A 22,357-nucleotide genomic window follows, 5' to 3' on the forward strand; every position below is an offset into this window, starting at 1 on the left:
GTATTAAATAACTTAAAATTATAAGAAAAAATTCATATTTAAATTGAAATAAGTAAGATTTAATTATTGATATGTCGGAATGAATAAAAAAACGATAATCTATTAATTCTCCTTGAATATAATAGCTTATAAATTCTATTATAAAAAAAAATACTAATATAACGCTTGTTAAAATTTTAATTAATATATTTTGAGAAATATTCGAGGTTAATAAAGCAAATAATAATAATAAAATTAATTGTGTTTCAACAAACATTGTTAAAAAATATATTAAACAATATTAGCCTTTACAGATCCAAGCTTATCTATTTTTGCAGAATACATTCCTTTTTTAATTATTGGAACAACTCCAACTGTAGATCCTGTAAAAACATAAAAATCTTTATCTAAAATTGTTTTATCTTTTTTAACTTTATTTAAAACAAATCTTAAAGAATTTATTGGATTAATATAAACAGCGCCAGTATTTCCATCTACACTTTGCTTAGCTTTTTTATTTGAAATATTAGTTTTTAAATTTCCTATATTTATTTTTTTAAATTTTTTCTTTTGACCTATTAAAAATTTTATATTTCCACCAAAATCACTACTTAAATCACCAAAAGAAGTAATACCTTTTCTTTTTTGTCTATATCCAACAACCTCAATGCAAGGTGCCATGTGAGAAATATATTTTGTTACATTCTTGTTAGTTATTTTGCCTTTTGTTGAAAAAAAAGTTTTTTTGATTAAATAACAAACTTCAAGTTCAATCCCTAAAGTGGATTTATTTATTTTTACTTTTTTTCCACTTTTAATTAAATTTTTTTTGAAAACGGAAGCTATAAACGGTTCTTTTTCTTTTAGTTTTTTCATTAATGGAATGCCTGTTCCACCAGCTTTAAAACCTATAATTGGGTCTTTAATTTTGCTTTCACATAATTTTCTAAATTTATTTGCCTCATCAAGTTTTTTTGTAAATTTTATAGGTATTGGTGAAATAATTTTATTTGTTAAAAAAGCATTTACTAATTTATCTGAAATTTTATCTTTAAGTGTTTTTGCCATAATTTTTTAATTTATTTGTTTGATGTTTGATTAATAACAAATATTCCTGAAGTTGTAATTATTATTGCACCTATAACAGTAAATAAATCTGGTATATCATCGTAAAAGAAAAATCCAAAAATTATAGCCCAAAATATTAATGTATAATGAAATGGCTGAATTATGCTAGCTCTTGCGTTTTTCAAAGCTAATATTTGAAAATAAATACCTAATGAAAAAAACAAACCAATTGGTACAAAGAAGTATAAAGATTCAAAGTCTACTGGTTGCCAAAAGCTAAATGCCAATATTGAGGTTATAACAATCCCAACTAAAGAAGAGTAGAACAAGGATACTTCAGGAGCATCATATTCAGTTATTTTTTTTGTTGCGATTTGATAAAGACCCAGAAAAAAAGCTGCTAGCAACGGAATAAAAGAATTTACACTAAATACATCAGATGCAGGTCTAATAATTATCAATACTCCAATAAAACCTATAAAGATTGCTATCCAAGTTTTGATTGATACTCTCTCATTTAAAATAAATACAGATAAGGCAACTATAATTATAGGTGCTAGTGCACCTATGCTATGAGCGTTCGCTAAAGACAGGTGTTTAAAAGATAAAACAAAAAAACCAGATTCTAAAATAGATAATAGACTTCTTATAATTTGAAGTTTTAAATTATTAGATCTATAAAAATTATTATTGTTAGCTCTTTTTGCTTCTATCAAGCTCAACAAAAGCACAAAAGTATATTTGATAAATAATAATTGAAATATAGAGTAATGAATAACAGCAGTTTTCTGAATTGCATCAAGGATTGAAAATGAAAAGTAAGCAATTATTGCAAAAATAATTCCTATTGTTTCTTTTGATTTGTAATTCATTTTTATTTTGTAAAAATTATTTTAAGACAGACATTGGATCCAATCTTGTTTGGAACCAATTTATTCTAAAATCTAAATGAGGTCCTGTAGATCTTCCTGTTGATCCTACCGTTCCAATAATATCACCTTGATTTATTAAATCACCTACAGAAACCAAAACACTTTCTAGGTGAGAATAAATAGTAGAAATTCCATGACCATGATCCATGATTACCGTTCCTCCTGTGTAGTACAAGTCATCTTCTGCCATTGTAACTACTCCTGATCCTGAGGATTTTATCATCGTTCCTTGTTTTGCAGCTATATCAATTCCGTAATGCGGCCATCTAGGCTTGCCGTTTAAAATTCTTTGACTCCCATAAACACCACTAATAATTCCTTCAACAGGCATAATAAATTTTTGTTTAAAAAACTGTAATTCAGAATTAATTGCTCTTGCTTCACCAATTGTATTATTTTCTTTTTTAATTCTTTTATAGACTGACTCGGGTGGGGTTACTTTGCTTTCTTCTAATCCATCTATTCTTTGAATGTTGTATTTTCTTTTTAAAACTTTTTTAGTTATTGTAGTTTTTTTTTCATCAAAGATTTTTGTAAAAGTAAGATCATATTTTTGATCTCTATCAATACCAAAAACGAAAAAACCATCCTTTGATACTCTTACTTCTTTTTTTCCAACAATTATCTTTGCACCAGGATTTGTTTTTCCTAAGATAAAATGGCCTTGTAAGAATTTACCTTGAAATTCTATTGCGTTTGCAGTTGAAAAAAAAAAGAAAAATATTAAAAAAAATCTATTTATTACTGAGCTGTCCATCCACCATCTATTATAATTGATGTTCCAGTTATCATTGAGGAAGCAGGTGAGGCTAAGAAACAAACTGTTGTTGCTACATCACTTTCAGTTGCTGCTTTTCCCATTGGAATATTTCCAAGTGCTAGTTTTTTAAATTTTTTATTTTTAAAGAAATTTTTAACCATTGGAGTTTCAACAAACGTAGGAGCTACTGTGTTAACTCTTATATTCCTTTTAGCTAACTCTACACCCATACCTTTTGTTAAACCTTCAATTCCAAATTTAGTCATATTGTAAACATTTCTTCCACCCATACCAACATGACCCAATTGAGAAGACATATTAATAATAGAGCCAGGTCTCTTTTTATTTTTAAGCATTTTTTTAACTACTAGTTGTGCAACATTAAATGCAGCTTTTAGATTTAAATCTACCAAGTAATTCATGCTTTTTTGTTTAATTTTTTCAAAAGGTTCGGGAATATTAGTTCCAGCATTGTTTACTAACACATCAATAATTTTGATTTTTTCTAATTTTGCTTTTAGATCTTCATAATTCATTACATCACAAGGAACTTTGATTACTTTACCTTTAATTTTTTTAATATCTTTTTCTAATTTATTTAAATCAGTTGGAGTTCTGCTTAATGCTATTACAGTTGCACCAGCTTCTGCGAGTGCAATAGAACAAGCTCTTCCAAGTCCTTTACCAGCACCAGTAACTAACGCGTACTTATTTTTAAGATTAATTTTTTGAAGATACATTAAAAGAATATTATTTTAATATCTGTATAAATCAACTCAACAGCTACTATTAATATTGCTAATAACCCAACCCATGCAATCCATTTGTATTTTTTTATCCATCCAGAAATTAATGTTGCAGCAGTTGCCATTAAAACAATCGATAGAACCAGTCCAAATACAAGTAATCCATAATGATCACCTGCAGCACCAGCAACACCCAAAACATTATCTAAACTCATTGTGAAATCAGCAAGTAAAACCGTCCAAATTGCTTTTAAAAAGCTTGAGTTATCTACTTTTATATCTTCCTCTGAATCTGATCCTTTGATTACATCAACATAAAGTTTGTAGACAATATAAAGAAGTAAAATTCCACCAATAAGTCTTAGTCCAGTAATTTGTAACAAATAAGCTGTTAGTAACGTTAATATTATACGTAATATTACTGCACCACCAATTCCCCAAAATATAACTTTCTTCCTTTGTTCAACAGGAAATTTTGAAGCTACCATTCCAATTATAATGGCATTGTCACCAGCTAGAACTAAATCAATAAAAATAATTTGTGTTAAAATAGCAATTTGTTCGGGAGTAAAAAATTCTGCAAACATTATTGTTGTAGTATCATGTCAGCACCTTTTTCTGCAATCATAATCGTAGGTGCGTTAGTATTTCCCGAAGTAATGTTAGGCATTATCGATGCATCAATAACTCGAAGATTTTCTATTCCTCTTACTTTTAATTTTTCATCAACTACTGACATCTCATCTTGACCCATTTTGCATGTACCAACAGGATGAAAAATTGTTTGTGCAAAATTTGATGCTTCTTTTACTAATTCCTCGTCATCATTAATATGAATACCTGGTCTATATTCCTCAGGTGTATATTTCTTAAAAGTTTCAGATTCCATTATAATTTTTCTTGTCAATTTTAATCCTTTGGCAGCAATCATTCTATCGTGATCAGTTGACAGGTAATTTTGTTTTATTTTTGCGTAAACGCGCGAATCTTTATCAATAATACTTACGTGACCTCTACTTGTGGGTCTTATATTAGAAACAGTTGGAGTGAATGCGTGAAAATCGTGATTTTTTGTAGCTCCCAATGTATCCATACTCATTGGTTGGACGTGCCATTGTAAATCAGGTAATTCTAAAGAAGGGTCACTTTTTGCAAACATACAAAGCTGACTCGCCCCCATAGTCATTGGGCCACTTCTTTTAAAAACATACTCTAATCCGATAAGTAAATTTCCAAATAAGCTATTAATTTTTTTGTTAAGAGATTTTAAACCATTAATTTTATAAATAGGTCTTAACATTAGGTGATCGTGTAGATTTTCACCAACACCATTTAAATTATGAACCATATCAATTCCTAATTTTTTTAGTTTTTCTGGATCTCCAATTCCTGATACTTGCAATATTTGAGGAGAACCAATTGCTCCAGAAGAAACTATAACTTCTCTGTTTGCTTCAGCTGTTTTCAATTCATTATCTTGCCAATACTCAACTGATTTTGCCTTTTTATTTTCAAAGTTAATTTTTTTAACATGAGCGTGAGTAATAATTGTTAAATTTTTTCTATGCTTAACAGGATTTAGATAACCAACAGCAGTACTACATCTAAATCCATCTTTTTCTGTTACCTGAAAATAACCACAACCATGATTATCACCTGTATTAAAATCTTTCGTTTTTGGTACACCAAATTCCTCAGCAGCGTTTTGAAACTCATCTAAAAGAGGAAGATGTATTCTTTGATCTGAGACAGAGAGAGGTCCACCAACTCCATGATATTCACTTTTGCCTCTTTCTTGATTCTCTGCTTTTAGAAAATAGGGAAGAACATCATCCCAACCCCAGCCAGTATTTCCAAGCTGTCTCCAAATATCATAATCTCTGTGTTGTCCTCGTATATATAAAAGTCCATTGATAGAAGAGCTTCCTCCTAAAGTTTTTCCACGGGGATAACGTATTGAAATATTATTCATGCTTTCATCTGGTTCTGTCTTGTAGCACCAGTCAGTATTAGGATTGTGCATCGTTTTAAAATAACCAACTGGAATATGGATCCATGGGTAATTATCTTTACCTCCAGCCTCAATCAAAAGAACTTTGTGTGAAGAGTTTTCTGATAGCCTATTTGCTAAAACACAGCCTGCAGATCCAGCTCCTAGTATAATAAAATCAAAATTATTCATAAATTAGAACTCTTATAAATTAAAAAAATTATATTTCTAACAAATCTGTTAAAAATTTTAAAATATACCAATATTAACACTTGTTTTAGTTTTCATTCTTTGACAAAGTTTCGACTTTAAAAATAAAGAGAGGGAAACAAATGAAAAAAATCATTTCAATGTTATTTGCAGTTGCAATGGTGTTTGGATTTATTTCAAATGCTAATGCTGCAAAAACACTAAAATGTCAGACAGTTCTTAACACAAAAGCTGATGAAGTTAAGATGTTAAAGGACTTTACTGACACAGTAACAGCGTTAACTGGTGGATCTCTTAAGTTTGAAATTATGCCAGCTGGAGCTGTTGTTGGTGTAAAAGAAACTTTAGATGCAGTTGACAAAGGCCTAATCGATTGTGGTTTCGCATGGACTCACTATTGGTCAGGTGACCATCCTGCAGCTATGCTATTCGGTTCTCCAGTAGCTGGTGGTGGTGTTGGTATTGACAACATTGCATTCTTATCATGGTTTCAGTATGGCGGTGGAAAAGAGTTATACGACAGACTATGGAAAGAAATGGGAAGAGACATCAAAGGATTTATGATTCAACCAGTTGGACCAGAAGCTTTAGGTTGGTTTCCAAAACCAATTAAAGATATGGCTGACTTTAGAAAATATAAGTTCAGAACTCCTCCAGGAATTCCAGGACAAACATATAAAGACATCGGTATCGCATCTGTAGCTATGGGAGGTGGAGATATTCTACCAGCTTTAGAAGCAGGAACAATTGATGCTGCTGAATGGTGTTGTCCAAAACCAGACTTAACGTTTGGTTTCCAAAAAGTATTAAAGCACTACTACCTACAAGGTTTACACCAAGTAGTAGTAAATGCTGACTTTTATATTACTGGAAAAACTTACAATGCTATGAGCGATCATGAGAAGAAGTCTCTTGAAGTTGCAGCTAATGCTTCATTAGCTAAGTCTTTAAGTTACAGAATCTATGAAAATGGTAAAGCTTTAAGAGAGCTTACTGAAGTTCATGGAGTTAAATTAGAGGACACACCTTCTGATTACTTCACAGAATACATGGCTGCAGCTAAGAAAAGTTTGGAAACAAACGCTGCTAACAATGCATTCTTTGCAGAAGTATGGGACTCTATGAAAGAATTTGCTGATATAGCAGTTCCTTTCTGGAGTGGTGCTCAAATGTCTAATGCGAAGCTAGGAATGGCTCACGCAGCAACATTAAAGTAATCCAATAATTAATCTATAATTCAATTAGAGCGGACTTAATTGTCCGCTCTAGTTTTTCTAAAAAAATTTTTATGGCTGAAGAACCGACCAAACTAGATATATCAGATGAAATGATAGCCGAGAGGCGAGGGGGTTCAGGAAAAATGCCAAATGACATGCCATCATGGATGGCAAGCTCAATTGTAAATATTGATAAATTTAGCAAATGGATAGGTAATGTTGTTTGCTGGATACTGATGCCACTTATTTTTGCTATGACTTATGAAGTTTTGGCAAGAAAACTTTTTCATGCACCCACAATATGGGCTTATGACATAAGTCGATTTTTATATGGTGCACTATTCATGCTAGGCGCAGGTTACGCACTTTCAAAAGGTGTTCATATAAGAGCAGATTTTTTATACAGAAATTTCAAAACAAAAAACCAAGGCATAATTGATTTTTGGTTATATTTATTATTTTATTTTCCAGGACTAATCGTCTTTCTTTACATGACAATTGGTTATGTAGGCGAATCTATTCAAAGAGGTGAAAGAGGAATGGATACTACATGGATGCCTTATATGTGGCCAATTAAAACTTGTTTATTGGTTGGTATAGTATTTTTATTAATCCAAGGTATTTCAGAATTATTTAAAAGTTATTGGGCCGCCACAAGAGGAAAATGGCCAGGAGAACATGAATAAATGTTAGCTGAATTTATAGATCCAGCATACTTAGGTTTTATTTTAGTAGGAGTAATGCTTTTTGCAATTTTCGTAGGATTTCCTATTTCATTTACACTTATATTTTTAGGTTTTGTGTTTGGGTATTTAGGATTTGGAAAATTGGTTTTCTATTTAATGACACTCCAGTTTTCGATGGTCATGACCGAACAAACCCTCGCCGCCGTCCCGCTTTTTGTCTTTATGGGTATTATGATGGAGCAGGCAGGTTTGATGGAAAGATTATTCTCATCATTCCAAATGATGCTAGCAAGAGTTAGAGGTGCATTATATTACGCTGTTCTTTTTGTTTCAGTTATTTTTGCAGCAGCAACAGGAATTGTTGGCGCTTCAGTAACCATACTCGGTATCATGGCTGCAAAATCAATGAATAGATCTGGCTATGACGTTAGACTTGCTGCAGGAACAATAACAGCAGGTGGTACTTTAGGAATTCTAATTCCACCAAGTATCATGCTTGTTGTGATGGGCCCAATTATGGAAATTCCAGTTATTGATTTATTCGCGGCAGCTATAATTCCAGGAATTCTTCTTGCAAGTTTATACGCTGGTTACACTACAATAAGATGCATGATCAATCCTAAATTGGGACCTGTAATTCCTGAAGAGATGAGAGCCGCTAGTATGAAAGAAGTTTGGATTGAATTTTTCTTAGGTCTAGTTCCTCCAGCAGCCTTGGTTTTTGCAGCATTAGGAAGCATCCTTTTTGGATTTGCAACTCCAACAGAAGCAGCTGGTTGTGGTGCAATGGGAGCTTTATTGCTTTCTTTAGCATACAAAAAATTAACTTTTTCAAAACTTCAAGAAGCTCTTGTTAAAACTTTAGAGATAACAGCTTTAATTATGGTTTTAGTCGCTGCATCAAACTTTTTTGGTGCTGTTTTTGCAAGATTAGGTACTCCAACTTTATTAACTGAATTTTTGTTAGGTTTAGAAATGAACAAATATTTAATATTAGCCATTGTAATGGTTGCTATATTTTTATTGGGTTGGCCTTTAGAGTGGGTACCAATCGTAATGATTATTGTGCCAATTATTTTACCATTGATTGAAGCTCTTGGCTTTAATCTTACTTGGTTTGCAATATTAGTTGCCGTCAATCTCCAGACCGCCTGGCTGTCCCCTCCAGTGGCACTGTCTGCGTATTTCTTAAAAGGGGTAGTACCTGAATGGGATTTAAAAGATATTTATTATGGAATGATGCAATTTATGGTTCTTCAAATAATTGGTTTAGTTTTAATCATAATATTTCCAAAAATTGCACTTTGGCTACCAACTCTCTTATATGGACAGTAGAAATTATTAGTTTAAGATAATTTTTAGTGAATCAACCAAAAGTTAAATACTCACTCTCAAATTGGGATCTAGTTTCAGTTAATCCAAATTATAAAACTTGGAATTGGAAAGACCTTTTTTGCTACTGGGGAGTAAATGTACAAAGTGTAATTGGCTTTTCTCTGATTGCCTCTCTTTACATAATGTATGATCTAAATTCTTTTGTGGTTTTACTTGGAACTTTATTAGGTTCATTTTTTGTTTATTTATTTGCTAATTTTATTGGAAAACCCTCACAAAAATTTGGATTACCTTTTGTAGTTTTGTTGAGATCTTCTTTAGGGTTTCATGGAGCTAAATTTTTTGGATTAATCAGAAGTTTAGTTGGAATTTTCTTATTTGGAATTCAGACTTATTTTTTATCAAAAATTTTAACTTATCTTATTAGAATATTTCTTTTTACCATTGATGAGTCTTTGTTAGTACAAGATATATTTATTTTTTATTTTTTTGGTCTAAATATTATTGATTGGTCTTCAATTATAATTGCAATTATTTTTCAAACCCTGTTGTTTAGTATTGGCGCTCAATATAATAGGAAAATTATTAATTTTTCAGCAATCAGTGTTTATACAGGTATAATTATCTTCTTCTTTCTAGTATTTTTAAGTGACGTTAAGTTAACATCAAAAGCATTTGTAAACATTTTAAATACCAAAAACTTTTTTGATGTTAATAATTTAGCACCACTTTTAACTGTAGCAGGAACTGTCTTTGCTTATTTCTCAATATTAATAATTAGTTTTGGAGATATTTCTAGAAATGTCAAAAATACTAAAGAGTTAGATAAAGGGAATTTGAGTTTACTTATAAATTTAATTATTTTCTCTTTTTTCTCCATCTTCATTGTTGCTGGATCAGATGCACTTTTAAATCAAAAATTTTCAGACATAAACAGAATTTTTACAAATCCAACTGATATAATTGGTAAATATGACAATATTCAAATAACTACATTAGTACTTTTTTTTATAGTAATAGCCTCAACATCTACGAATTTAGTAGCTAATTATATTCCTTCTCAATATTCGCTGATTAATTTTATTCCACGTAAATTGTCTTTAAGAAGTGCAAGTTATATAATTTCTTTCCTAGGTTTGTTGGTTGCTATTTTTTGGCTTACAATTTTAAGTCAAATTGGTATTTTATCTTTTATAGATACATTTGGTGCATTTTTTGGACCATTGTTTGGAGTGATGGTTGCTGACTATTATTTAATAAAAAACCAGACCTTGAGTAACAAAGATTTGTATTCAGTAGAAAAAGAAAGTAGTTATTATTATTCTAGAGGGTGGCATATCAAAGGTGTTTACTCAGCTTTTTTAGGTTTTATTTTTTCAGCATCAACAATTTGGAATTCAAATTTAATGTTTTTACAGTCTTATGCATGGTTAATTGGTGCATTTGTAGCCTGGATAACGTATTACTTGTTGGCAAAAAAATAATATGAAAGCTTTAGTATATACTGGAACACAAGAATTAGTTTACAGAGACGAACCTAATCCAATTGAAGTTTCGGGAGAAAGTATTTTAAAAATCCATGCTTCAGGAATATGTGGTTCTGATATGCACGCATATCATGGGCATGATGAGAGAAGAATTCCTCCGTTAATATTAGGCCATGAAGTTAGTGGTGAAGTCCAAAATGGTAAATTTAAAGGTAAAGACGTTGTTTTAAATCCTCTGATAACTTGTGGTAAATGTGAATACTGCACAAGTGGAAGAGAACATCTTTGTCCTCATAGAATTATTTTAGGCATGAATAAACCAATTGAAAGACAAGGGGTTTTTGCAGAATTTGTCTCAACGCCTGACACAAATATTTATGAAATCCCAGATGGATTAGATAAAAATGAAGCACCAGTAGCAGAGCCAACTGCAGTTTCTCTACATGCGGTATTAATTGGTGAAGAATCTTTAAAAAAACCTTTGTCAGAATGTAAAATTTTGATCCAAGGTGGTGGTGCTATAGGATTATTATGTGGTTTAATTTTATCTAAAATTAAAAATAGTAAAAATATAATTCTCTCTGATCCTAATAAATTGAGATTGAATGAGTGTTCAAAATATTTAGATGCAAAATATGTTGCACCAGACCATAACGAAATAGAAAGTAATAAATTTGATATTGTATTTGATACAGTTGGTTTAGAAATTTCAAGACAACAGGCTATTGAAGTGGTTAAGCCAGGCGGTTCAATTATACACATAGGCTTAACTCAGCCAGCTGGAACCTTTAATTTTAGAAAAATGACACTTCAAGAGGTGACCGTAATAGGCACTTATTGTTATACCAATAAGGATTTTGAGCAAACTTTGGCAATATTAGCTAACAAAGATATAGGTTCTCTAGATTGGATTGAATTTAGAGATTTAAAAAATGGTGGTGATGCCTTTAAACAAATTCATGATGGCACCTGTGTTGCACCTAAAATTATATTGATACCTTAGAATTAGAATTTAATTTTATAGCTCTAGAACTACCCATTTTGAGGTCATTAGACATAATTGGTGCAGATATCATTATTGACCAATAAATTAAAAGTAAAAAAATTGAAATTGTTTTCATATTATTTATTTAAAAATTAATTCTGATTTTTGCATGTTTAAATCTTGTCTAAATAATGTATTAACAACTTAAATTATGAAAATATTTTTTAAACTCATTTCAATTTTTTTGATTTCATTCAGCTCAGTTGTTGCAAATGAAATTGTAGTTTTTGAATTTACAGAAGCAGAACTTTCAGAATTAACTGTCAGAAAAGTAAGGGGAGCAAAGAACGAGACAAAATATACTGTTGGGAAAAATGAAAATGGAAATTTCCTTAAGGCTGTTGCCGATAATGCGGCTTCTGGTCTTGGAAAAGAAGTTAAAATTGATCTAAACAAGACTCCTTTTATAAATATTACATGGAAAATTGAGCAAGATTTATCTGGAATTAAAGAAGATACAAAAAAAGGGCATGATTTTGCTGCGAGAGTTTTTGCTGTTAAAAAAACAGGTGCAACACCATTATCAAACAGAGCAGTTAACTATGTGTTTTCAAGCAACAGGGATGTTGGACAAAGTTGGCCAAGTCCATACACAAAAAAATCTATAGACAATGTAATGGCCACAACCAAAACAAATTTAAATGAATGGGTAACAGTTAAATCAAATGTAAAAGAAGATTTTAAGAAATTCCATGATTTAGATTTAGATGAATTAGATGGCTTAGCAGTTATGGCGGATACAGATAATTCTAAAATGAAATCTATAGCTTATTTTCAGAATATTTATTTTTCAGCAAATTAATTAAAGTTTAGTATATTTTTTTAGCCCCATGCTCAGGACTGACAGTATGATTGCTACAATTACGTCTTCTATTGGAGTAGCATTAGGAACTCCAAAGTTCCATAAAATTACTCCAATCAACCAAATTATATAAACTTTCATTGTAGTTATTATATCTTAGTTTGTATAAAAATTTCTCATTATTTGATATTAATGAATAATGCATAAAACTTTTAGCCATAATGTTAAAATTTACTATGAAGATACCGACTCTGGAGGAGTAGTTTATTACGCAAATTATTTAAAATACTTTGAAAGAGCTAGAACAGAAGCATTATTAGCTATTGGTTTAAGTAATTTGAAAATTAAAGATGAGTTTAATTCTTTAATAATCGTTAAGTCATGCAATATTGAATATAAAAAATCAGCGTACTTAGAAGATAATTTAACAATAAGATCTTTTATTTCATCTTTATCAAAAACCTCTTTTGTAATGGATCAGTCAATTTACAGAGACGATTTATTAATTGTGGATGCAAAAATACATTTGGTATTTGTAAATACAATTGGAAAACCTACAAAAATTCCTGAGATAGTTTTAAACAACTTTGAGCCTTATATTTTAAAATCTAAATAGCTCTAACTTTTTTTATTTTTTTGAAAAAATTAACTATCATTTTTTCAGATATTAATTTTGTATTTACATTTCTAGGACTTGGATGATAACACGCGTACAATCTGATCTTGTTTGATAAATCATAATATTCCCCATGTTTAAAAATATACTTTCCATTTAAATTATTTTTACTTTTGTAATATTTAATGCAATTGTCAAAAGCAACTTTACCTAAAGCAACAATTGTTTGGATTTTACTTAAAGTTTCAATCTCATTTTGAAAATGATTTGAGCAATTTGATAATTCTTCATTTGTTGGTTTGTCACCAGGAGGAACACATTTCAGTATATTGGTTATAAAAGTTGATTTTAATTCCAATCCATCATTTAAACTTTCTGAATAAGGTAGATTAGAAATATTTGCTTTTTTTAAACAAGTAAACAAGAAATCACTTGATTTGTCTCCAGTGAAGGGTCTTCCTGTTCTAGTTCCACCATGCGCTGCTGGCGCTAAACCCAAAATTAATAATTTCGAGTTTGTCTTACCAAATCCAGGAACTGGTTTTCCCCAATAAGTTTCATTAATGTTTTGTTTTCTTTTTTCGGTGGATATTTTTTTAATAAAATTAATTAATCTAGGACATTTTCTACATTTAATAATTTTCTTATTAAGTTGTTTTAATTTATTATTCATTAATGAAAATTTTAAAATATTTTTTAATTATATTTATATTCTTAAATTCCCCAATTAAAGCAGATTCAAATGAAGCAATTGTTAGTGAGCTTCAAAAAGGTGGTAAATTGATATTTATTCGCCATGCTTATGCACCCGGGGGAGGAGATCCCGCTAATTTTGATGTCAATAATTGTGAAACTCAAAGAAACTTAAATGGTGAGGGAAGATTACAATCACAAAAAATTGGAAATTTTTTTAGACAAAATAATATTTCAATAAACAAAATTTACTCTAGTGAATGGTGCAGATGTAAAGAAACTGCAGAAATAGCTTTTAAAAATTATGAAACAAAAAATTTTTTGAATTCATTTTTTAGTGCAAAATTTGCTAAAAATAGAAAGCAACAAGTTATTGATTTTAATAAATTCTTAAATACGTGGGATCAAAAACAAAATATAGTTTTTGTAACTCATTACGTAGTAATATCTGAACTTTTAAACTACGCACCATCATCAGGTGAGATTGTTATTTCAGATAAAAATTTAAAAGTAATTGATACTTTGGAAATAGAATATTAAATTAGTAATTATGTCCTCAAAAAGAGCTATGCGACAAGCACAAAAACAAGCTTTTGCTAAACATAGATCAAATATTTCAAATAGTAGATTTGATTTTAAAAAAAAAAATTTAGATAAACTTAAGGAAAATAAAAAAAAGAAAACTTAACTTTGGTTTGCAAATTTTTCTATTTTTTTACATGTAGAAATTTTTGAAATCCCTTCCACATCATTCATAACACTTTTAATAAATATCTCGGGATTGTTCTTTTCAATTAATATTTGAGTATAAAACTGAGGATAACCGTGTTTTAAAGTAAAAATTTTACCATCTTCCTCATAAATATTTCTGACATACGAGTTTGATTTTTTTACACTTAAATCAGTAATTCTATATTTTTGATAAGTTTTTTCAGCATAAACATAATTTCTAGTCATAATTAATTCATTAAGATTAAATATGTATTCATTTTTTAAATATTTATCTTCTTTATGATCACATTTGCTTAAAATTATAATTTCTGAAAATGAGTGATTGATAAATGAGAAAGAAAGTAAAATGAGAGAAAAAAAAAATAAATTATTTTTTTTCATTTTTTTCAGCAAAAAATAATCCAATTAAAAAAAGTGCTGTCCACCCAATACCTAGTAAAGCTTTAGGGCTAGTCTCAGCGCTCCACATATCCAGAACCAAAGCACCAAAGATTAGTCCTATAATATAAATTATAACTACGATTGTTGATTTACTCATTTTTAAGACTTTTTTTGAATAAAGATATTCCGTTATTTATTTTATGCTCATAAGACTCGTTAAAACTATCTAACTGCCATCCAGTTAATCTTTTTCTAATACTTTCTAAATTATTTTGTTTCCATTCATCAGTAGTTTCTTCTTGTTTCCACTGTTTTTTTTCATCATTATTTCTTCCACAGCCATAACAATAACCTGTTGAAGGATCTGTTTTACAAATGCTAATACAAGGTGAAATAATCATTTTATTTATATTTTATATCCTTTTACACTATTATTCGGATTGGACAAATCGCTTCAATAATATATAAAGCACGTAATTTAACTGGGGCGATGGCGGAATTGGTAGACGCGCTGGTCTTAGGAACCAGTCGAGCAATCGGTGAAGGTTCGAGTCCTTTTCGCCCTACCATTAAAAATTATGAAAGTTACAGTAGAAAATAAAAAAGGGTTAAATAAAGATCTTAAAATTTTCATCGATAAAGAGACTATGAACTCTTATATGGATGAAAAATATGAAGAGATTAAAGGAACAGTAAATTTAAAAGGTTTCCGACCAGGAAAAGTACCAAAAGAAGTTTTAAAAAGACAATTTGGAAAAGCTTTATTTGGTGAAGTATTAGATAAAGTATTAAAAGAAACTTCAACCAAAGCTCTAGAAGAAAATAAAATTAAACCTGCTGGTCAACCAAAATTAGATCTAAAAACGTATGGTGAAGATAAAGAACTCGAATATGTATTGTCAGTTACAGAATTACCTAAAGTAGAGATTAAATCATTAGAAAACATTAAATTTGATGAATACGCTGTTAAAATAGATGATAGCGAAACGGATAAAAGAATTAAAGAAATAGCAAAAAACCAGCCTAATTTTAAAGAAGGTGCTGCTGACACAAAAGCAAAAGAAGGTGATCTTGTTGCATTAGATTATAAAGCAACGATTGATGGTAAAGAATTTAAAGGTAGTGAAGGTAAAAATACACAATTAACCTTAGGTAAAGATTTATTTTTAAAAGGTTTTGATAAACAATTAATTGGAGTCAAAAAGGACGATGAAAAAGTTGTAGAAGCAACATTACCAGAAAATTACCCTGAAAAAGAACTGGTAAATAAAAAGGCTAAATTCAATTGTAAAATTTTATCTGTTAAGCAATCTCAAGAAGTAAAAATTGATGATGATTTTGCTAAAAATTTAGGTGCAAAAGATCTAAAAGATTTAAAAGCTCTAATTTCAAAACAAATAAATGATGAGTATAAAAATTCTTTAGATCAACTTTCAAAAAATCAAATTTTAAAAGAAATTGAAAAAATTAAAGTTGAAGAAGTTCCAGAAAACTTAATTGAAGAAGAAGTTAAAATTCTTTCACAAGGAATGTCTGAAGATGAGGCTAAAAAAAATAAAAAATCTTTTGAAGAAAAAGCAAAAACAAGAATTAAAACTGGGTTAATCTTAAATGAATTTGGTGAAAAAAATCAAATCAAAGTTAGTGAACAAGAAATTCAAGCTGAAGTTCAAAAACAATTGAGAATGATGCCAGGACAAGAAAAAATGGTTATGGATTTTTATCAAAAAAATCCATCTGCTTTAGCTAGTCTAAGAGGGACAGTTTATGAGGAGAAAATTTTAAATCTTATAAAAGAAAAAGGTAAACCAAATAAAAAAGAAATTTCAAAAGATGAGGCGGAAAAAATCTTAAAAGAAGCTCATAAACATGATCACGATCACGATCATGACCATGATCATTCACATGATAATGAAACTAAGAAAGAAACAAAAAAGAAACCTACAGCAAAAACTTCAGAGAAAAATAAACCTTCTACAAAAACATCAAAAGCAAAACCAGCCGCTAAAAAAAACAAAAAAAGTTAGCAAAAAGTAATCACAAGTTGTATAAGTAGAAAGAATCAACTTATGACAACAAAATTATCAGAACATATGAGCAATCTAGTGCCGATGGTTGTAGAGCAATCAAGCAAAGGTGAGAGAGCTTATGATATCTATTCAAGACTTCTAAAGGAAAGAATTATTTTTTTAACAGGTCAGATTAATGACAATATTGCATCTTTAGTAACAGCCCAGTTATTATTTTTAGAGGCTGAAGATCCTAAAAAAGAAATTTATTTATATATCAATAGTCCTGGTGGACTTGTTACAGCTGGTCTAGGGATTTACGATACCATGCAATATGTAAAACCCGATATTTCAACTTTATGTATTGGACAAGCTGCATCAATGGGATCATTTTTGTTGGCTGCAGGATCTAAAGGTAAGAGGTTTTCTTTGCCCAACTCAAGAATAATGGTTCACCAACCTTCAGCAGGTTTTCAAGGACAAGCTACAGATATAGAAATTCATGCTAATGAAGTCTTGTCATTAAAGAAAAGATTAAATGAAATTTATTCAAAACATACTGGCAAAAATGTTGATGAAATAAAATCTGCTTTAGAGAGAGATAATTTCATGACCGCTGATGTCGCAAAATCATTTGGTCTTATTGACGAAGTAGTAGAAAAAAGATCATAATACACAATATATTGAAAACTTATTAATCCAAACTTGATTAGTATGAGTCTTCTATAATAAAGTAATAGAATTGATTCGTTTAAAAAATTATGAGTACAAATAATAAAAATATTCTTTACTGTTCTTTTTGTGGAAAGAGCCAACACGAGGTTAGAAAATTAATTGCAGGTCCAACTGTATTTATTTGTGATGAATGTGTTGAGCTTTGTATGGATATCATAAAAGAGGAAAGCAAAGATACTTTTGTTAAACACCAAGACGGTCTTCCTTCACCAAAAGAAATTTGTACAGTACTAGATGATTATGTAATTGGTCAATCACATGCTAAGAAAGTTCTGTCGGTAGCTGTACACAATCATTACAAAAGACTAAATTATGAAAACAAAACTAGTAAGAATGTAGAATTATCTAAATCCAACATTTTATTAGTTGGTCCTACTGGTTGTGGTAAAACTTTATTAGCACAAACTCTAGCTAGAATTTTAGATGTTCCATTTACAATGGCAGATGCAACAACATTGACTGAAGCAGGATATGTTGGTGAAGATGTTGAAAATATTATTTTAAAATTACTTCAAGCTTCAGATTATAATGTTGAAAAAGCACAACGTGGAATAGTGTATATCGACGAAGTTGATAAGATTAGTAGAAAATCTGAGAACCCATCCATTACAAGAGATGTATCTGGAGAAGGAGTTCAGCAAGCTTTATTAAAGATAATGGAAGGAACTGTTGCAAGTGTTCCACCTCAAGGAGGCAGAAAACATCCTCAGCAAGAATTTTTACAAGTAGACACAACAAATATTCTTTTTATTTGTGGTGGTGCATTTGCTGGATTAGACAAGATTATTTCTCAAAGGGACAAAGGTACTTCAATTGGTTTTGGAGCGGATGTAAAAAATACTCAGGATAAAAAAACAGGAGAGTGGATGAAGGGACTAGAACCTGAGGATTTATTAAAATTTGGATTGATACCAGAGTTTATTGGAAGATTACCAATGATAGCAACTCTAGAAGATTTAGATGAAAAATCATTGATAAAAATTTTACAAGAACCTAAAAATTCTTTAACTAAACAATATCAAGAATTATTTAAGTTGGATGGAGCGAAATTAACATTTAAAGAAAATGCTCTCAAAGAAATAGCGCAAAAAGCAATTAGTAAAAAGACAGGAGCAAGAGGATTGAGATCAATTTTAGAAAATATTTTATTAAAAACTATGTATGATCTCCCAAGTCAAGACAACATTGAAGAAGTAATTGTTGATGCAGGAGCCGCAAAAGGTCAATCACAACCAATTTTAGTTCATTCTAAAGGCGAAAATAAATCTAAGTCTGGCAAAACATCAGCGGCTTAATACCCTTAATAAGTAACAAAAACCTATTGCAATATAATATATAATATCCATATTAATCTCATGGACGTTAAAATATCATTGCCGTTATTACCTTTAAGAGACATTGTAGTCTTCCCAAGCATGGTAATACCCCTGTTTGTAGGAAGAGATAAATCTATTTCTGCACTAAATGAGGTGATGAAAAAAGATAAGAAGATCATTCTTGTAACACAAAAAAACTCAGAGATTGATGATCCTAAAAAAACAGACGTATTTATGTATGGTTGTGAGGGAAGTATCCTACAATTATTAAAATTACCAGATGGAACTGTAAAAGTTTTAGTAGAAGGAATTAAAAGAGTTAAAATTTTAGACTTTAAAGATAATGAGAAATTTATTACGTGTGACTATACATATTTCAATGACATCTTACCAAAAGATGAGGATTTATTTCCTTTAGCTGCTACTGCTTTAAGAAGATTAGAGAAATTAACTTCAATAAACAAGAAAATTTCGAACGAAACAATAAATACAATTAAGCAGTTAAAAGATCCTTCTCAAATAGCTGATAATATTGCTTCACATATCACAGCTACAATTTCAGAAAAACAACAAATTTTTGAAACAGTTGATGTTAAAAAGAGATTAAACGCCATAATTAAAATTATGGAGAATGAAACAAGTATAATTGGTGTAGAAAAAAGAATCCGAGGACGAGTTAAAACTCAAATGGAGAAAACTCAGAGAGAATACTATTTAAACGAACAGCTTAAAGCTATTCAGAAAGAACTTGGTGAGATTGAAGACGGCAAAGACGAAACTACAAGTCTAAATAAAGCTATCACAAAAGCAAAAATGCCAAAAGAAGTTGAAAAGAAATGTCTACAAGAGCTTAAAAAATTGAAGAACATGAGCCCAATGTCAGCTGAAGCTACTGTGGTTAGAAACTACCTCGATTGGATGACGGAACTACCTTGGCACAAGAAAAGTGAAGTTGATATCGATTTAACGAAGGCATTAAATATTCTTGATAAAGATCATTTTGGACTAGAGAAAGTTAAAGAAAGAATAATAGAATTTTTAGCTGTTCAAAAAAGAATGGAAAAAATTAAAGGCCCAATATTATGTTTAGTTGGTCCCCCCGGTGTTGGTAAAACATCTTTGGGTAAATCTATCGCAAAAGCAACTAACAGAGAATTTGTTAGAATGTCCGTAGGTGGGATGAGAGACGAAGCAGAAATAAGAGGTCATAGAAGAACTTATATCGGATCATTACCAGGTAAAATAATTCAAATGATGAAAAAAGCTGGAACAAAAAATCCTCTAATTTTATTAGATGAGATAGATAAAATTGGAAATGATTATAGAGGTGATCCGTCCTCAGCATTATTAGAAGCGCTAGACCCAGAACAAAATACAACTTTTAACGATCACTATTTAGAAGTTGATTATGATTTATCTGATGTAATGTTTGTAACAACGGCAAATACTTTAAATATATTGCCTCCATTATTGGACAGAATGGAAGTAATTAGATTAGCTGGTTATACTGAGGATGAAAAAATTAGTATAGCTAACAAATATCTACTTCCAAAACAAATCAAAGATAATGGTGTTAAAGAAAAAGAAATGAAATTGGAAGACGACATTATAAAAGAAGTAATTAGAGGTTATACAAAAGAGTCAGGAGTTCGAAACTTAGAAAGAGAAATTTCTAAACTTGCTAGAAAAGTTGTTAAGAAAATTGTAGCGGGTGAGGAAAAAGAAGTTCAAATTAATAATAAAAACTTATCTGATTTTCTTGGTGTAGCTAAATTTAAGTTTGGAGAATTAGAATCTGAAAATAGAGTGGGTATTGTAACTGGACTTGCTTGGACTGAATATGGTGGTGAAATTTTAAAAATTGAAACAGTAACTATGCCAGGAAAAGGAAGAATGCAAATTACAGGTAAGCTAGGTGATGTAATGCAAGAATCTGTAAAAGCTGCAAAATCTTTTGTTAGATCAAAATGTTTAGAGTACGGGATTATTCCACCTCTATTTGAGAAAAAAGATTTTCACATTCATGTACCAGAAGGAGCAACACCTAAAGATGGCCCATCTGCTGGAATAGGAATGGTTACTTCAATTGTTTCATCGATTACAAATATACCTGTAAGAAGAGATGTTGCGATGACTGGTGAGGTAACATTAACAGGTCAGGTATTGCCAATAGGCGGTCTTAAAGAAAAATTATTAGCAGCTCATAGAGCTGGAATTAAAGAAGTTTTGATTCCAAAAGAAAACGAAAAAGATTTAGTGGATATGCCTAAAAAAATTATAGATGATATTAAAATTACGCCCGTTGAATATGCTGACCAAGTAATTAAAATTGCTTTAACTAAAGAACTTAAACCTACAGAATGGGTTGAGGTAGATTTAGCTAAAAAAGACGATAAATCTCAGGCTAGTATTCAATAATAATTAATTTACTTTATTTAAGTGTTGATGTAATAAGTAGCTCTGTTTTGGGGCGGTTAGCTCAGTTGGTAGAGCATCTCGTTTACACCGAGGGGGTCAAAGGTTCGAGTCCTTTACTGCCCACCAAACAAATTAAGTGGGGGTGTAGCTCAGTTGGTTAGAGCGATCGCCTGTCACGCGATAGGTCGAGGGTTCGAGTCCCTTCACTCCCGCCACTTTTTCCCAATAAACTGTCTGTTAATATTAATAAAATGTGACTTATCTTCCCTTCAACATCAGATAAAAACTGATATATAGATTTTCATGTTATCTGAATTTTTAAAAGATTACCTACCGATTATTCTATTTTTAGTTATTGCTCTTGGTTTGAGTGTTGCTTTTGTAGTGTTGAATTTTTTACTTTCTCCAAAAAAACCTGATCCAGAAAAGTTGTCTGCGTATGAATGTGGTTTCGAACCATTTCAAGACTCTAGAATGGAATTTGATGTAAGATTTTACTTAGTTGCAATTCTATTTATTATATTTGATCTTGAAATTGCCTTTTTATTTCCATGGGCAATATCATTAGGAAACATTGGTCTATTAGGTTTTTCATCAATGATGATTTTTCTATTCATACTAACAGTTGGTTTTATTTATGAATGGAAAAAAGGTGCTCTAGATTGGGAATAAAATTAATTTAATGAACGATAAAATAGAACAAGTTCCTGAAGAGTTTAAACAACTTGCTAAAGATTTTAGTAAAAATGGTTTTATAACGACATCGTTGGATAATTTAATTAATTGGTCCAGATCTGGCTCTTTGCATTGGATGACTTTTGGTCTTGCATGCTGTGCAGTTGAAATGATGCAAACAGCAATGCCTAGATATGACTTAGAAAGATTTGGAGCTGCTCCGCGTGGATCACCAAGACAATCAGATGTGATGATTGTTGCCGGAACATTGACCAACAAAATGGCACCAGCATTAAGAAAGGTCTATGATCAAATGCCAGAACCTAGATATGTAATTTCTATGGGTAGCTGTGCTAATGGTGGAGGTTATTATCATTATTCATATTCAGTTGTTAGAGGGTGTGATCGTATAGTTCCAGTTGACGTTTATGTTCCAGGATGCCCTCCTTCTGCGGAGGCATTATTATATGGAATTTTGCAATTACAAAAAAAAATTAGAAAAAAAGGATCTTTTATAAGATAGTC

The 22,357-nt window shown here is 30.4% G+C and carries 25 protein-coding genes and 3 tRNA genes; 18 read left to right on the forward strand and 10 right to left on the reverse strand.

Annotation, left to right across the window (positions count from 1 at the left end):
* Positions 1-270: 270 nt before the first annotated feature.
* The 6 genes from ACTTBN_RS02210 to ACTTBN_RS02235 are packed head-to-tail and all read right to left on the reverse strand — an operon-like array spanning position 271 to position 5,667.
* On the reverse strand, positions 271-1,047 hold the full coding sequence (locus ACTTBN_RS02210) for a fumarylacetoacetate hydrolase (protein ID WP_440680769.1): 777 nt from the start codon (positions 1,045-1,047) through the stop codon (positions 271-273).
* 11 nt (positions 1,048-1,058) lie between these two features.
* Complete coding sequence (locus tag ACTTBN_RS02215; protein ID WP_440680770.1) at positions 1,059-1,919, reverse strand: DMT family transporter; 861 nt, start codon at positions 1,917-1,919, stop codon at positions 1,059-1,061.
* A gap of 16 nt (positions 1,920-1,935) precedes the next feature.
* Positions 1,936-2,736: a M23 family metallopeptidase gene (locus tag ACTTBN_RS02220; protein ID WP_440680771.1), complete on the reverse strand. Its 801-nt coding sequence runs from the start codon at positions 2,734-2,736 to the stop codon at positions 1,936-1,938.
* Complete coding sequence (locus tag ACTTBN_RS02225; protein ID WP_440680772.1) at positions 2,721-3,479, reverse strand: SDR family NAD(P)-dependent oxidoreductase; 759 nt, start codon at positions 3,477-3,479, stop codon at positions 2,721-2,723. The genes ACTTBN_RS02220 and ACTTBN_RS02225 overlap by 16 nt, the downstream gene beginning before the upstream one ends.
* Positions 3,479-4,072 carry a TerC family protein gene (locus ACTTBN_RS02230; protein WP_075506621.1) on the reverse strand — a complete coding sequence of 198 codons (594 nt, stop codon included), beginning with the start codon at positions 4,070-4,072 and terminating at the stop codon, positions 3,479-3,481. Before ACTTBN_RS02230 ends, ACTTBN_RS02225 begins: the two co-directional genes overlap by 1 nt.
* The gene (locus ACTTBN_RS02235; protein ID WP_440680773.1) at positions 4,072-5,667 is read right to left on the reverse strand and encodes a GMC family oxidoreductase; all 1,596 of its coding nucleotides are present in this window, start codon (positions 5,665-5,667) and stop codon (positions 4,072-4,074) included. The genes ACTTBN_RS02230 and ACTTBN_RS02235 overlap by 1 nt, the downstream gene beginning before the upstream one ends.
* Before the next feature lie 140 nt (positions 5,668-5,807).
* Here ACTTBN_RS02235 and ACTTBN_RS02240 point away from each other — a divergent pair, with 140 nt between their 5' ends.
* The 7 genes from ACTTBN_RS02240 to ACTTBN_RS02270 all read left to right on the forward strand — a co-directional run bounded on the left by ACTTBN_RS02240 (position 5,808) and on the right by ACTTBN_RS02270 (position 12,873).
* Positions 5,808-6,902 (forward strand): TRAP transporter substrate-binding protein, encoded by a 1,095-nt coding sequence (locus tag ACTTBN_RS02240; RefSeq protein WP_262589327.1) that lies wholly within the window; start codon positions 5,808-5,810, stop codon positions 6,900-6,902.
* Between the two features lie 71 nt (positions 6,903-6,973).
* Positions 6,974-7,588, forward strand: a complete 615-nt coding sequence (locus ACTTBN_RS02245) for a TRAP transporter small permease subunit (protein ID WP_440680774.1) — start codon at positions 6,974-6,976, stop codon at positions 7,586-7,588.
* Complete coding sequence (locus tag ACTTBN_RS02250) at positions 7,589-8,923, forward strand: TRAP transporter large permease (RefSeq protein ID WP_262589325.1); 1,335 nt, start codon at positions 7,589-7,591, stop codon at positions 8,921-8,923.
* A gap of 26 nt (positions 8,924-8,949) precedes the next feature.
* Positions 8,950-10,407, forward strand: a complete 1,458-nt coding sequence (locus ACTTBN_RS02255) for a cytosine permease (protein ID WP_440680775.1) — start codon at positions 8,950-8,952, stop codon at positions 10,405-10,407.
* 1 nt (position 10,408) lies between these two features.
* Positions 10,409-11,413 (forward strand): alcohol dehydrogenase catalytic domain-containing protein, encoded by a 1,005-nt coding sequence (locus ACTTBN_RS02260; protein WP_440680776.1) that lies wholly within the window; start codon positions 10,409-10,411, stop codon positions 11,411-11,413.
* A 193-nt stretch (positions 11,414-11,606) separates the two neighbouring features.
* On the forward strand, positions 11,607-12,257 hold the full coding sequence (locus ACTTBN_RS02265) for a DUF3047 domain-containing protein (RefSeq protein WP_440680777.1): 651 nt from the start codon (positions 11,607-11,609) through the stop codon (positions 12,255-12,257).
* A gap of 199 nt (positions 12,258-12,456) precedes the next feature.
* Positions 12,457-12,873: a YbgC/FadM family acyl-CoA thioesterase gene (locus ACTTBN_RS02270; RefSeq protein ID WP_440680778.1), complete on the forward strand. Its 417-nt coding sequence runs from the start codon at positions 12,457-12,459 to the stop codon at positions 12,871-12,873.
* Here the strand turns inward: ACTTBN_RS02270 and ACTTBN_RS02275 are convergent.
* A complete protein-coding gene (locus ACTTBN_RS02275; RefSeq protein WP_440680779.1) occupies positions 12,866-13,546 on the reverse strand; it encodes a uracil-DNA glycosylase in 681 nt (226 codons plus the stop codon). The genes ACTTBN_RS02270 and ACTTBN_RS02275 overlap by 8 nt on opposite strands.
* A gap of 2 nt (positions 13,547-13,548) precedes the next feature.
* Between ACTTBN_RS02275 and ACTTBN_RS02280 the strand changes: the two genes are divergently transcribed.
* On the forward strand, positions 13,549-14,106 hold the full coding sequence (locus tag ACTTBN_RS02280; protein WP_440680780.1) for a histidine phosphatase family protein: 558 nt from the start codon (positions 13,549-13,551) through the stop codon (positions 14,104-14,106).
* Between the two features lie 10 nt (positions 14,107-14,116).
* Positions 14,117-14,254, forward strand: a complete 138-nt coding sequence (locus ACTTBN_RS02285; RefSeq protein WP_179850441.1) for a hypothetical protein — start codon at positions 14,117-14,119, stop codon at positions 14,252-14,254.
* Here the strand turns inward: ACTTBN_RS02285 and ACTTBN_RS02290 are convergent.
* From ACTTBN_RS02290 to ACTTBN_RS02300, 3 genes are read right to left on the reverse strand one after another with little or no spacing between them, the layout of a single operon-like run.
* On the reverse strand, positions 14,251-14,679 hold the full coding sequence (locus tag ACTTBN_RS02290) for a hypothetical protein (RefSeq protein ID WP_440680781.1): 429 nt from the start codon (positions 14,677-14,679) through the stop codon (positions 14,251-14,253). The genes ACTTBN_RS02285 and ACTTBN_RS02290 overlap by 4 nt on opposite strands.
* Positions 14,666-14,836 (reverse strand): hypothetical protein, encoded by a 171-nt coding sequence (locus tag ACTTBN_RS02295; protein ID WP_179850442.1) that lies wholly within the window; start codon positions 14,834-14,836, stop codon positions 14,666-14,668. The genes ACTTBN_RS02290 and ACTTBN_RS02295 overlap by 14 nt, the downstream gene beginning before the upstream one ends.
* Positions 14,829-15,080 (reverse strand): DUF1289 domain-containing protein, encoded by a 252-nt coding sequence (locus ACTTBN_RS02300; protein WP_428080217.1) that lies wholly within the window; start codon positions 15,078-15,080, stop codon positions 14,829-14,831. The genes ACTTBN_RS02295 and ACTTBN_RS02300 overlap by 8 nt, the downstream gene beginning before the upstream one ends.
* Positions 15,081-15,163: 83 nt before the next feature.
* Between ACTTBN_RS02300 and ACTTBN_RS02305 the strand changes: the two genes are divergently transcribed.
* From ACTTBN_RS02305 to ACTTBN_RS02345, 9 genes are all read left to right on the forward strand, one after another.
* Positions 15,164-15,248, forward strand: a tRNA-Leu gene (locus ACTTBN_RS02305).
* Between the two features lie 9 nt (positions 15,249-15,257).
* The gene (gene tig, locus ACTTBN_RS02310) at positions 15,258-16,706 is read left to right on the forward strand and encodes a trigger factor (RefSeq protein WP_440680782.1); all 1,449 of its coding nucleotides are present in this window, start codon (positions 15,258-15,260) and stop codon (positions 16,704-16,706) included.
* 42 nt (positions 16,707-16,748) lie between these two features.
* Positions 16,749-17,360 carry an ATP-dependent Clp endopeptidase proteolytic subunit ClpP gene (clpP, locus tag ACTTBN_RS02315; protein WP_440680783.1) on the forward strand — a complete coding sequence of 204 codons (612 nt, stop codon included), beginning with the start codon at positions 16,749-16,751 and terminating at the stop codon, positions 17,358-17,360.
* 89 nt (positions 17,361-17,449) lie between these two features.
* Positions 17,450-18,718 (forward strand): ATP-dependent Clp protease ATP-binding subunit ClpX, encoded by a 1,269-nt coding sequence (gene clpX / locus ACTTBN_RS02320; protein WP_428080214.1) that lies wholly within the window; start codon positions 17,450-17,452, stop codon positions 18,716-18,718.
* Positions 18,719-18,778: 60 nt separating this feature from the next.
* Positions 18,779-21,157, forward strand: coding sequence for an endopeptidase La (gene lon / locus ACTTBN_RS02325; protein WP_075506633.1), 2,379 nt, complete (start codon positions 18,779-18,781; stop codon positions 21,155-21,157).
* Between the two features lie 50 nt (positions 21,158-21,207).
* Positions 21,208-21,283 (forward strand) — tRNA-Val (locus tag ACTTBN_RS02330).
* Positions 21,284-21,295: 12 nt separating this feature from the next.
* Positions 21,296-21,372 (forward strand) — tRNA-Asp (locus tag ACTTBN_RS02335).
* A gap of 88 nt (positions 21,373-21,460) precedes the next feature.
* Positions 21,461-21,829 (forward strand): NADH-quinone oxidoreductase subunit A, encoded by a 369-nt coding sequence (locus ACTTBN_RS02340; RefSeq protein WP_075506634.1) that lies wholly within the window; start codon positions 21,461-21,463, stop codon positions 21,827-21,829.
* Between the two features lie 10 nt (positions 21,830-21,839).
* Positions 21,840-22,355: a NuoB/complex I 20 kDa subunit family protein gene (locus tag ACTTBN_RS02345; protein WP_425321967.1), complete on the forward strand. Its 516-nt coding sequence runs from the start codon at positions 21,840-21,842 to the stop codon at positions 22,353-22,355.
* Positions 22,356-22,357: the final 2 nt, after the last annotated feature.

Source organism: Candidatus Pelagibacter sp. HIMB1623 (assembly GCF_052047695.1).
In the GTDB taxonomy this organism is placed as follows: domain Bacteria; phylum Pseudomonadota; class Alphaproteobacteria; order Pelagibacterales; family Pelagibacteraceae; genus Pelagibacter.

What these genes read in the sequence shown, in the direction of transcription:
- ACTTBN_RS02210 (WP_440680769.1), bottom strand. Translation starts at nt 1,047, where the DNA reads ATGGCAAAAACACTTAAAGATAAAATTTCAGATAAATTAGTAAATGCT.
- ACTTBN_RS02215 (WP_440680770.1), bottom strand. Translation starts at nt 1,919, where the DNA reads ATGAATTACAAATCAAAAGAAACAATAGGAATTATTTTTGCAATAATT.
- ACTTBN_RS02220 (WP_440680771.1), bottom strand. Translation starts at nt 2,736, where the DNA reads ATGGACAGCTCAGTAATAAATAGATTTTTTTTAATATTTTTCTTTTTT.
- ACTTBN_RS02225 (WP_440680772.1), bottom strand. Translation starts at nt 3,479, where the DNA reads ATGTATCTTCAAAAAATTAATCTTAAAAATAAGTACGCGTTAGTTACT.
- ACTTBN_RS02230 (WP_075506621.1), bottom strand. Translation starts at nt 4,072, where the DNA reads ATGTTTGCAGAATTTTTTACTCCCGAACAAATTGCTATTTTAACACAA.
- ACTTBN_RS02235 (WP_440680773.1), bottom strand. Translation starts at nt 5,667, where the DNA reads ATGAATAATTTTGATTTTATTATACTAGGAGCTGGATCTGCAGGCTGT.
- ACTTBN_RS02240 (WP_262589327.1), top strand. Translation starts at nt 5,808, where the DNA reads ATGAAAAAAATCATTTCAATGTTATTTGCAGTTGCAATGGTGTTTGGA.
- ACTTBN_RS02245 (WP_440680774.1), top strand. Translation starts at nt 6,974, where the DNA reads ATGGCTGAAGAACCGACCAAACTAGATATATCAGATGAAATGATAGCC.
- ACTTBN_RS02250 (WP_262589325.1), top strand. Translation starts at nt 7,589, where the DNA reads ATGTTAGCTGAATTTATAGATCCAGCATACTTAGGTTTTATTTTAGTA.
- ACTTBN_RS02260 (WP_440680776.1), top strand. Translation starts at nt 10,409, where the DNA reads ATGAAAGCTTTAGTATATACTGGAACACAAGAATTAGTTTACAGAGAC.
- ACTTBN_RS02265 (WP_440680777.1), top strand. Translation starts at nt 11,607, where the DNA reads ATGAAAATATTTTTTAAACTCATTTCAATTTTTTTGATTTCATTCAGC.
- ACTTBN_RS02270 (WP_440680778.1), top strand. Translation starts at nt 12,457, where the DNA reads ATGCATAAAACTTTTAGCCATAATGTTAAAATTTACTATGAAGATACC.
- ACTTBN_RS02275 (WP_440680779.1), bottom strand. Translation starts at nt 13,546, where the DNA reads ATGAATAATAAATTAAAACAACTTAATAAGAAAATTATTAAATGTAGA.
- ACTTBN_RS02280 (WP_440680780.1), top strand. Translation starts at nt 13,549, where the DNA reads ATGAAAATTTTAAAATATTTTTTAATTATATTTATATTCTTAAATTCC.
- ACTTBN_RS02285 (WP_179850441.1), top strand. Translation starts at nt 14,117, where the DNA reads ATGTCCTCAAAAAGAGCTATGCGACAAGCACAAAAACAAGCTTTTGCT.
- ACTTBN_RS02290 (WP_440680781.1), bottom strand. Translation starts at nt 14,679, where the DNA reads ATGAAAAAAAATAATTTATTTTTTTTTTCTCTCATTTTACTTTCTTTC.
- ACTTBN_RS02295 (WP_179850442.1), bottom strand. Translation starts at nt 14,836, where the DNA reads ATGAGTAAATCAACAATCGTAGTTATAATTTATATTATAGGACTAATC.
- ACTTBN_RS02300 (WP_428080217.1), bottom strand. Translation starts at nt 15,080, where the DNA reads ATGATTATTTCACCTTGTATTAGCATTTGTAAAACAGATCCTTCAACA.
- tig (WP_440680782.1), top strand. Translation starts at nt 15,258, where the DNA reads ATGAAAGTTACAGTAGAAAATAAAAAAGGGTTAAATAAAGATCTTAAA.
- clpP (WP_440680783.1), top strand. Translation starts at nt 16,749, where the DNA reads ATGACAACAAAATTATCAGAACATATGAGCAATCTAGTGCCGATGGTT.
- clpX (WP_428080214.1), top strand. Translation starts at nt 17,450, where the DNA reads ATGAGTACAAATAATAAAAATATTCTTTACTGTTCTTTTTGTGGAAAG.
- lon (WP_075506633.1), top strand. Translation starts at nt 18,779, where the DNA reads ATGGACGTTAAAATATCATTGCCGTTATTACCTTTAAGAGACATTGTA.
- ACTTBN_RS02340 (WP_075506634.1), top strand. Translation starts at nt 21,461, where the DNA reads ATGTTATCTGAATTTTTAAAAGATTACCTACCGATTATTCTATTTTTA.
- ACTTBN_RS02345 (WP_425321967.1), top strand. Translation starts at nt 21,840, where the DNA reads ATGAACGATAAAATAGAACAAGTTCCTGAAGAGTTTAAACAACTTGCT.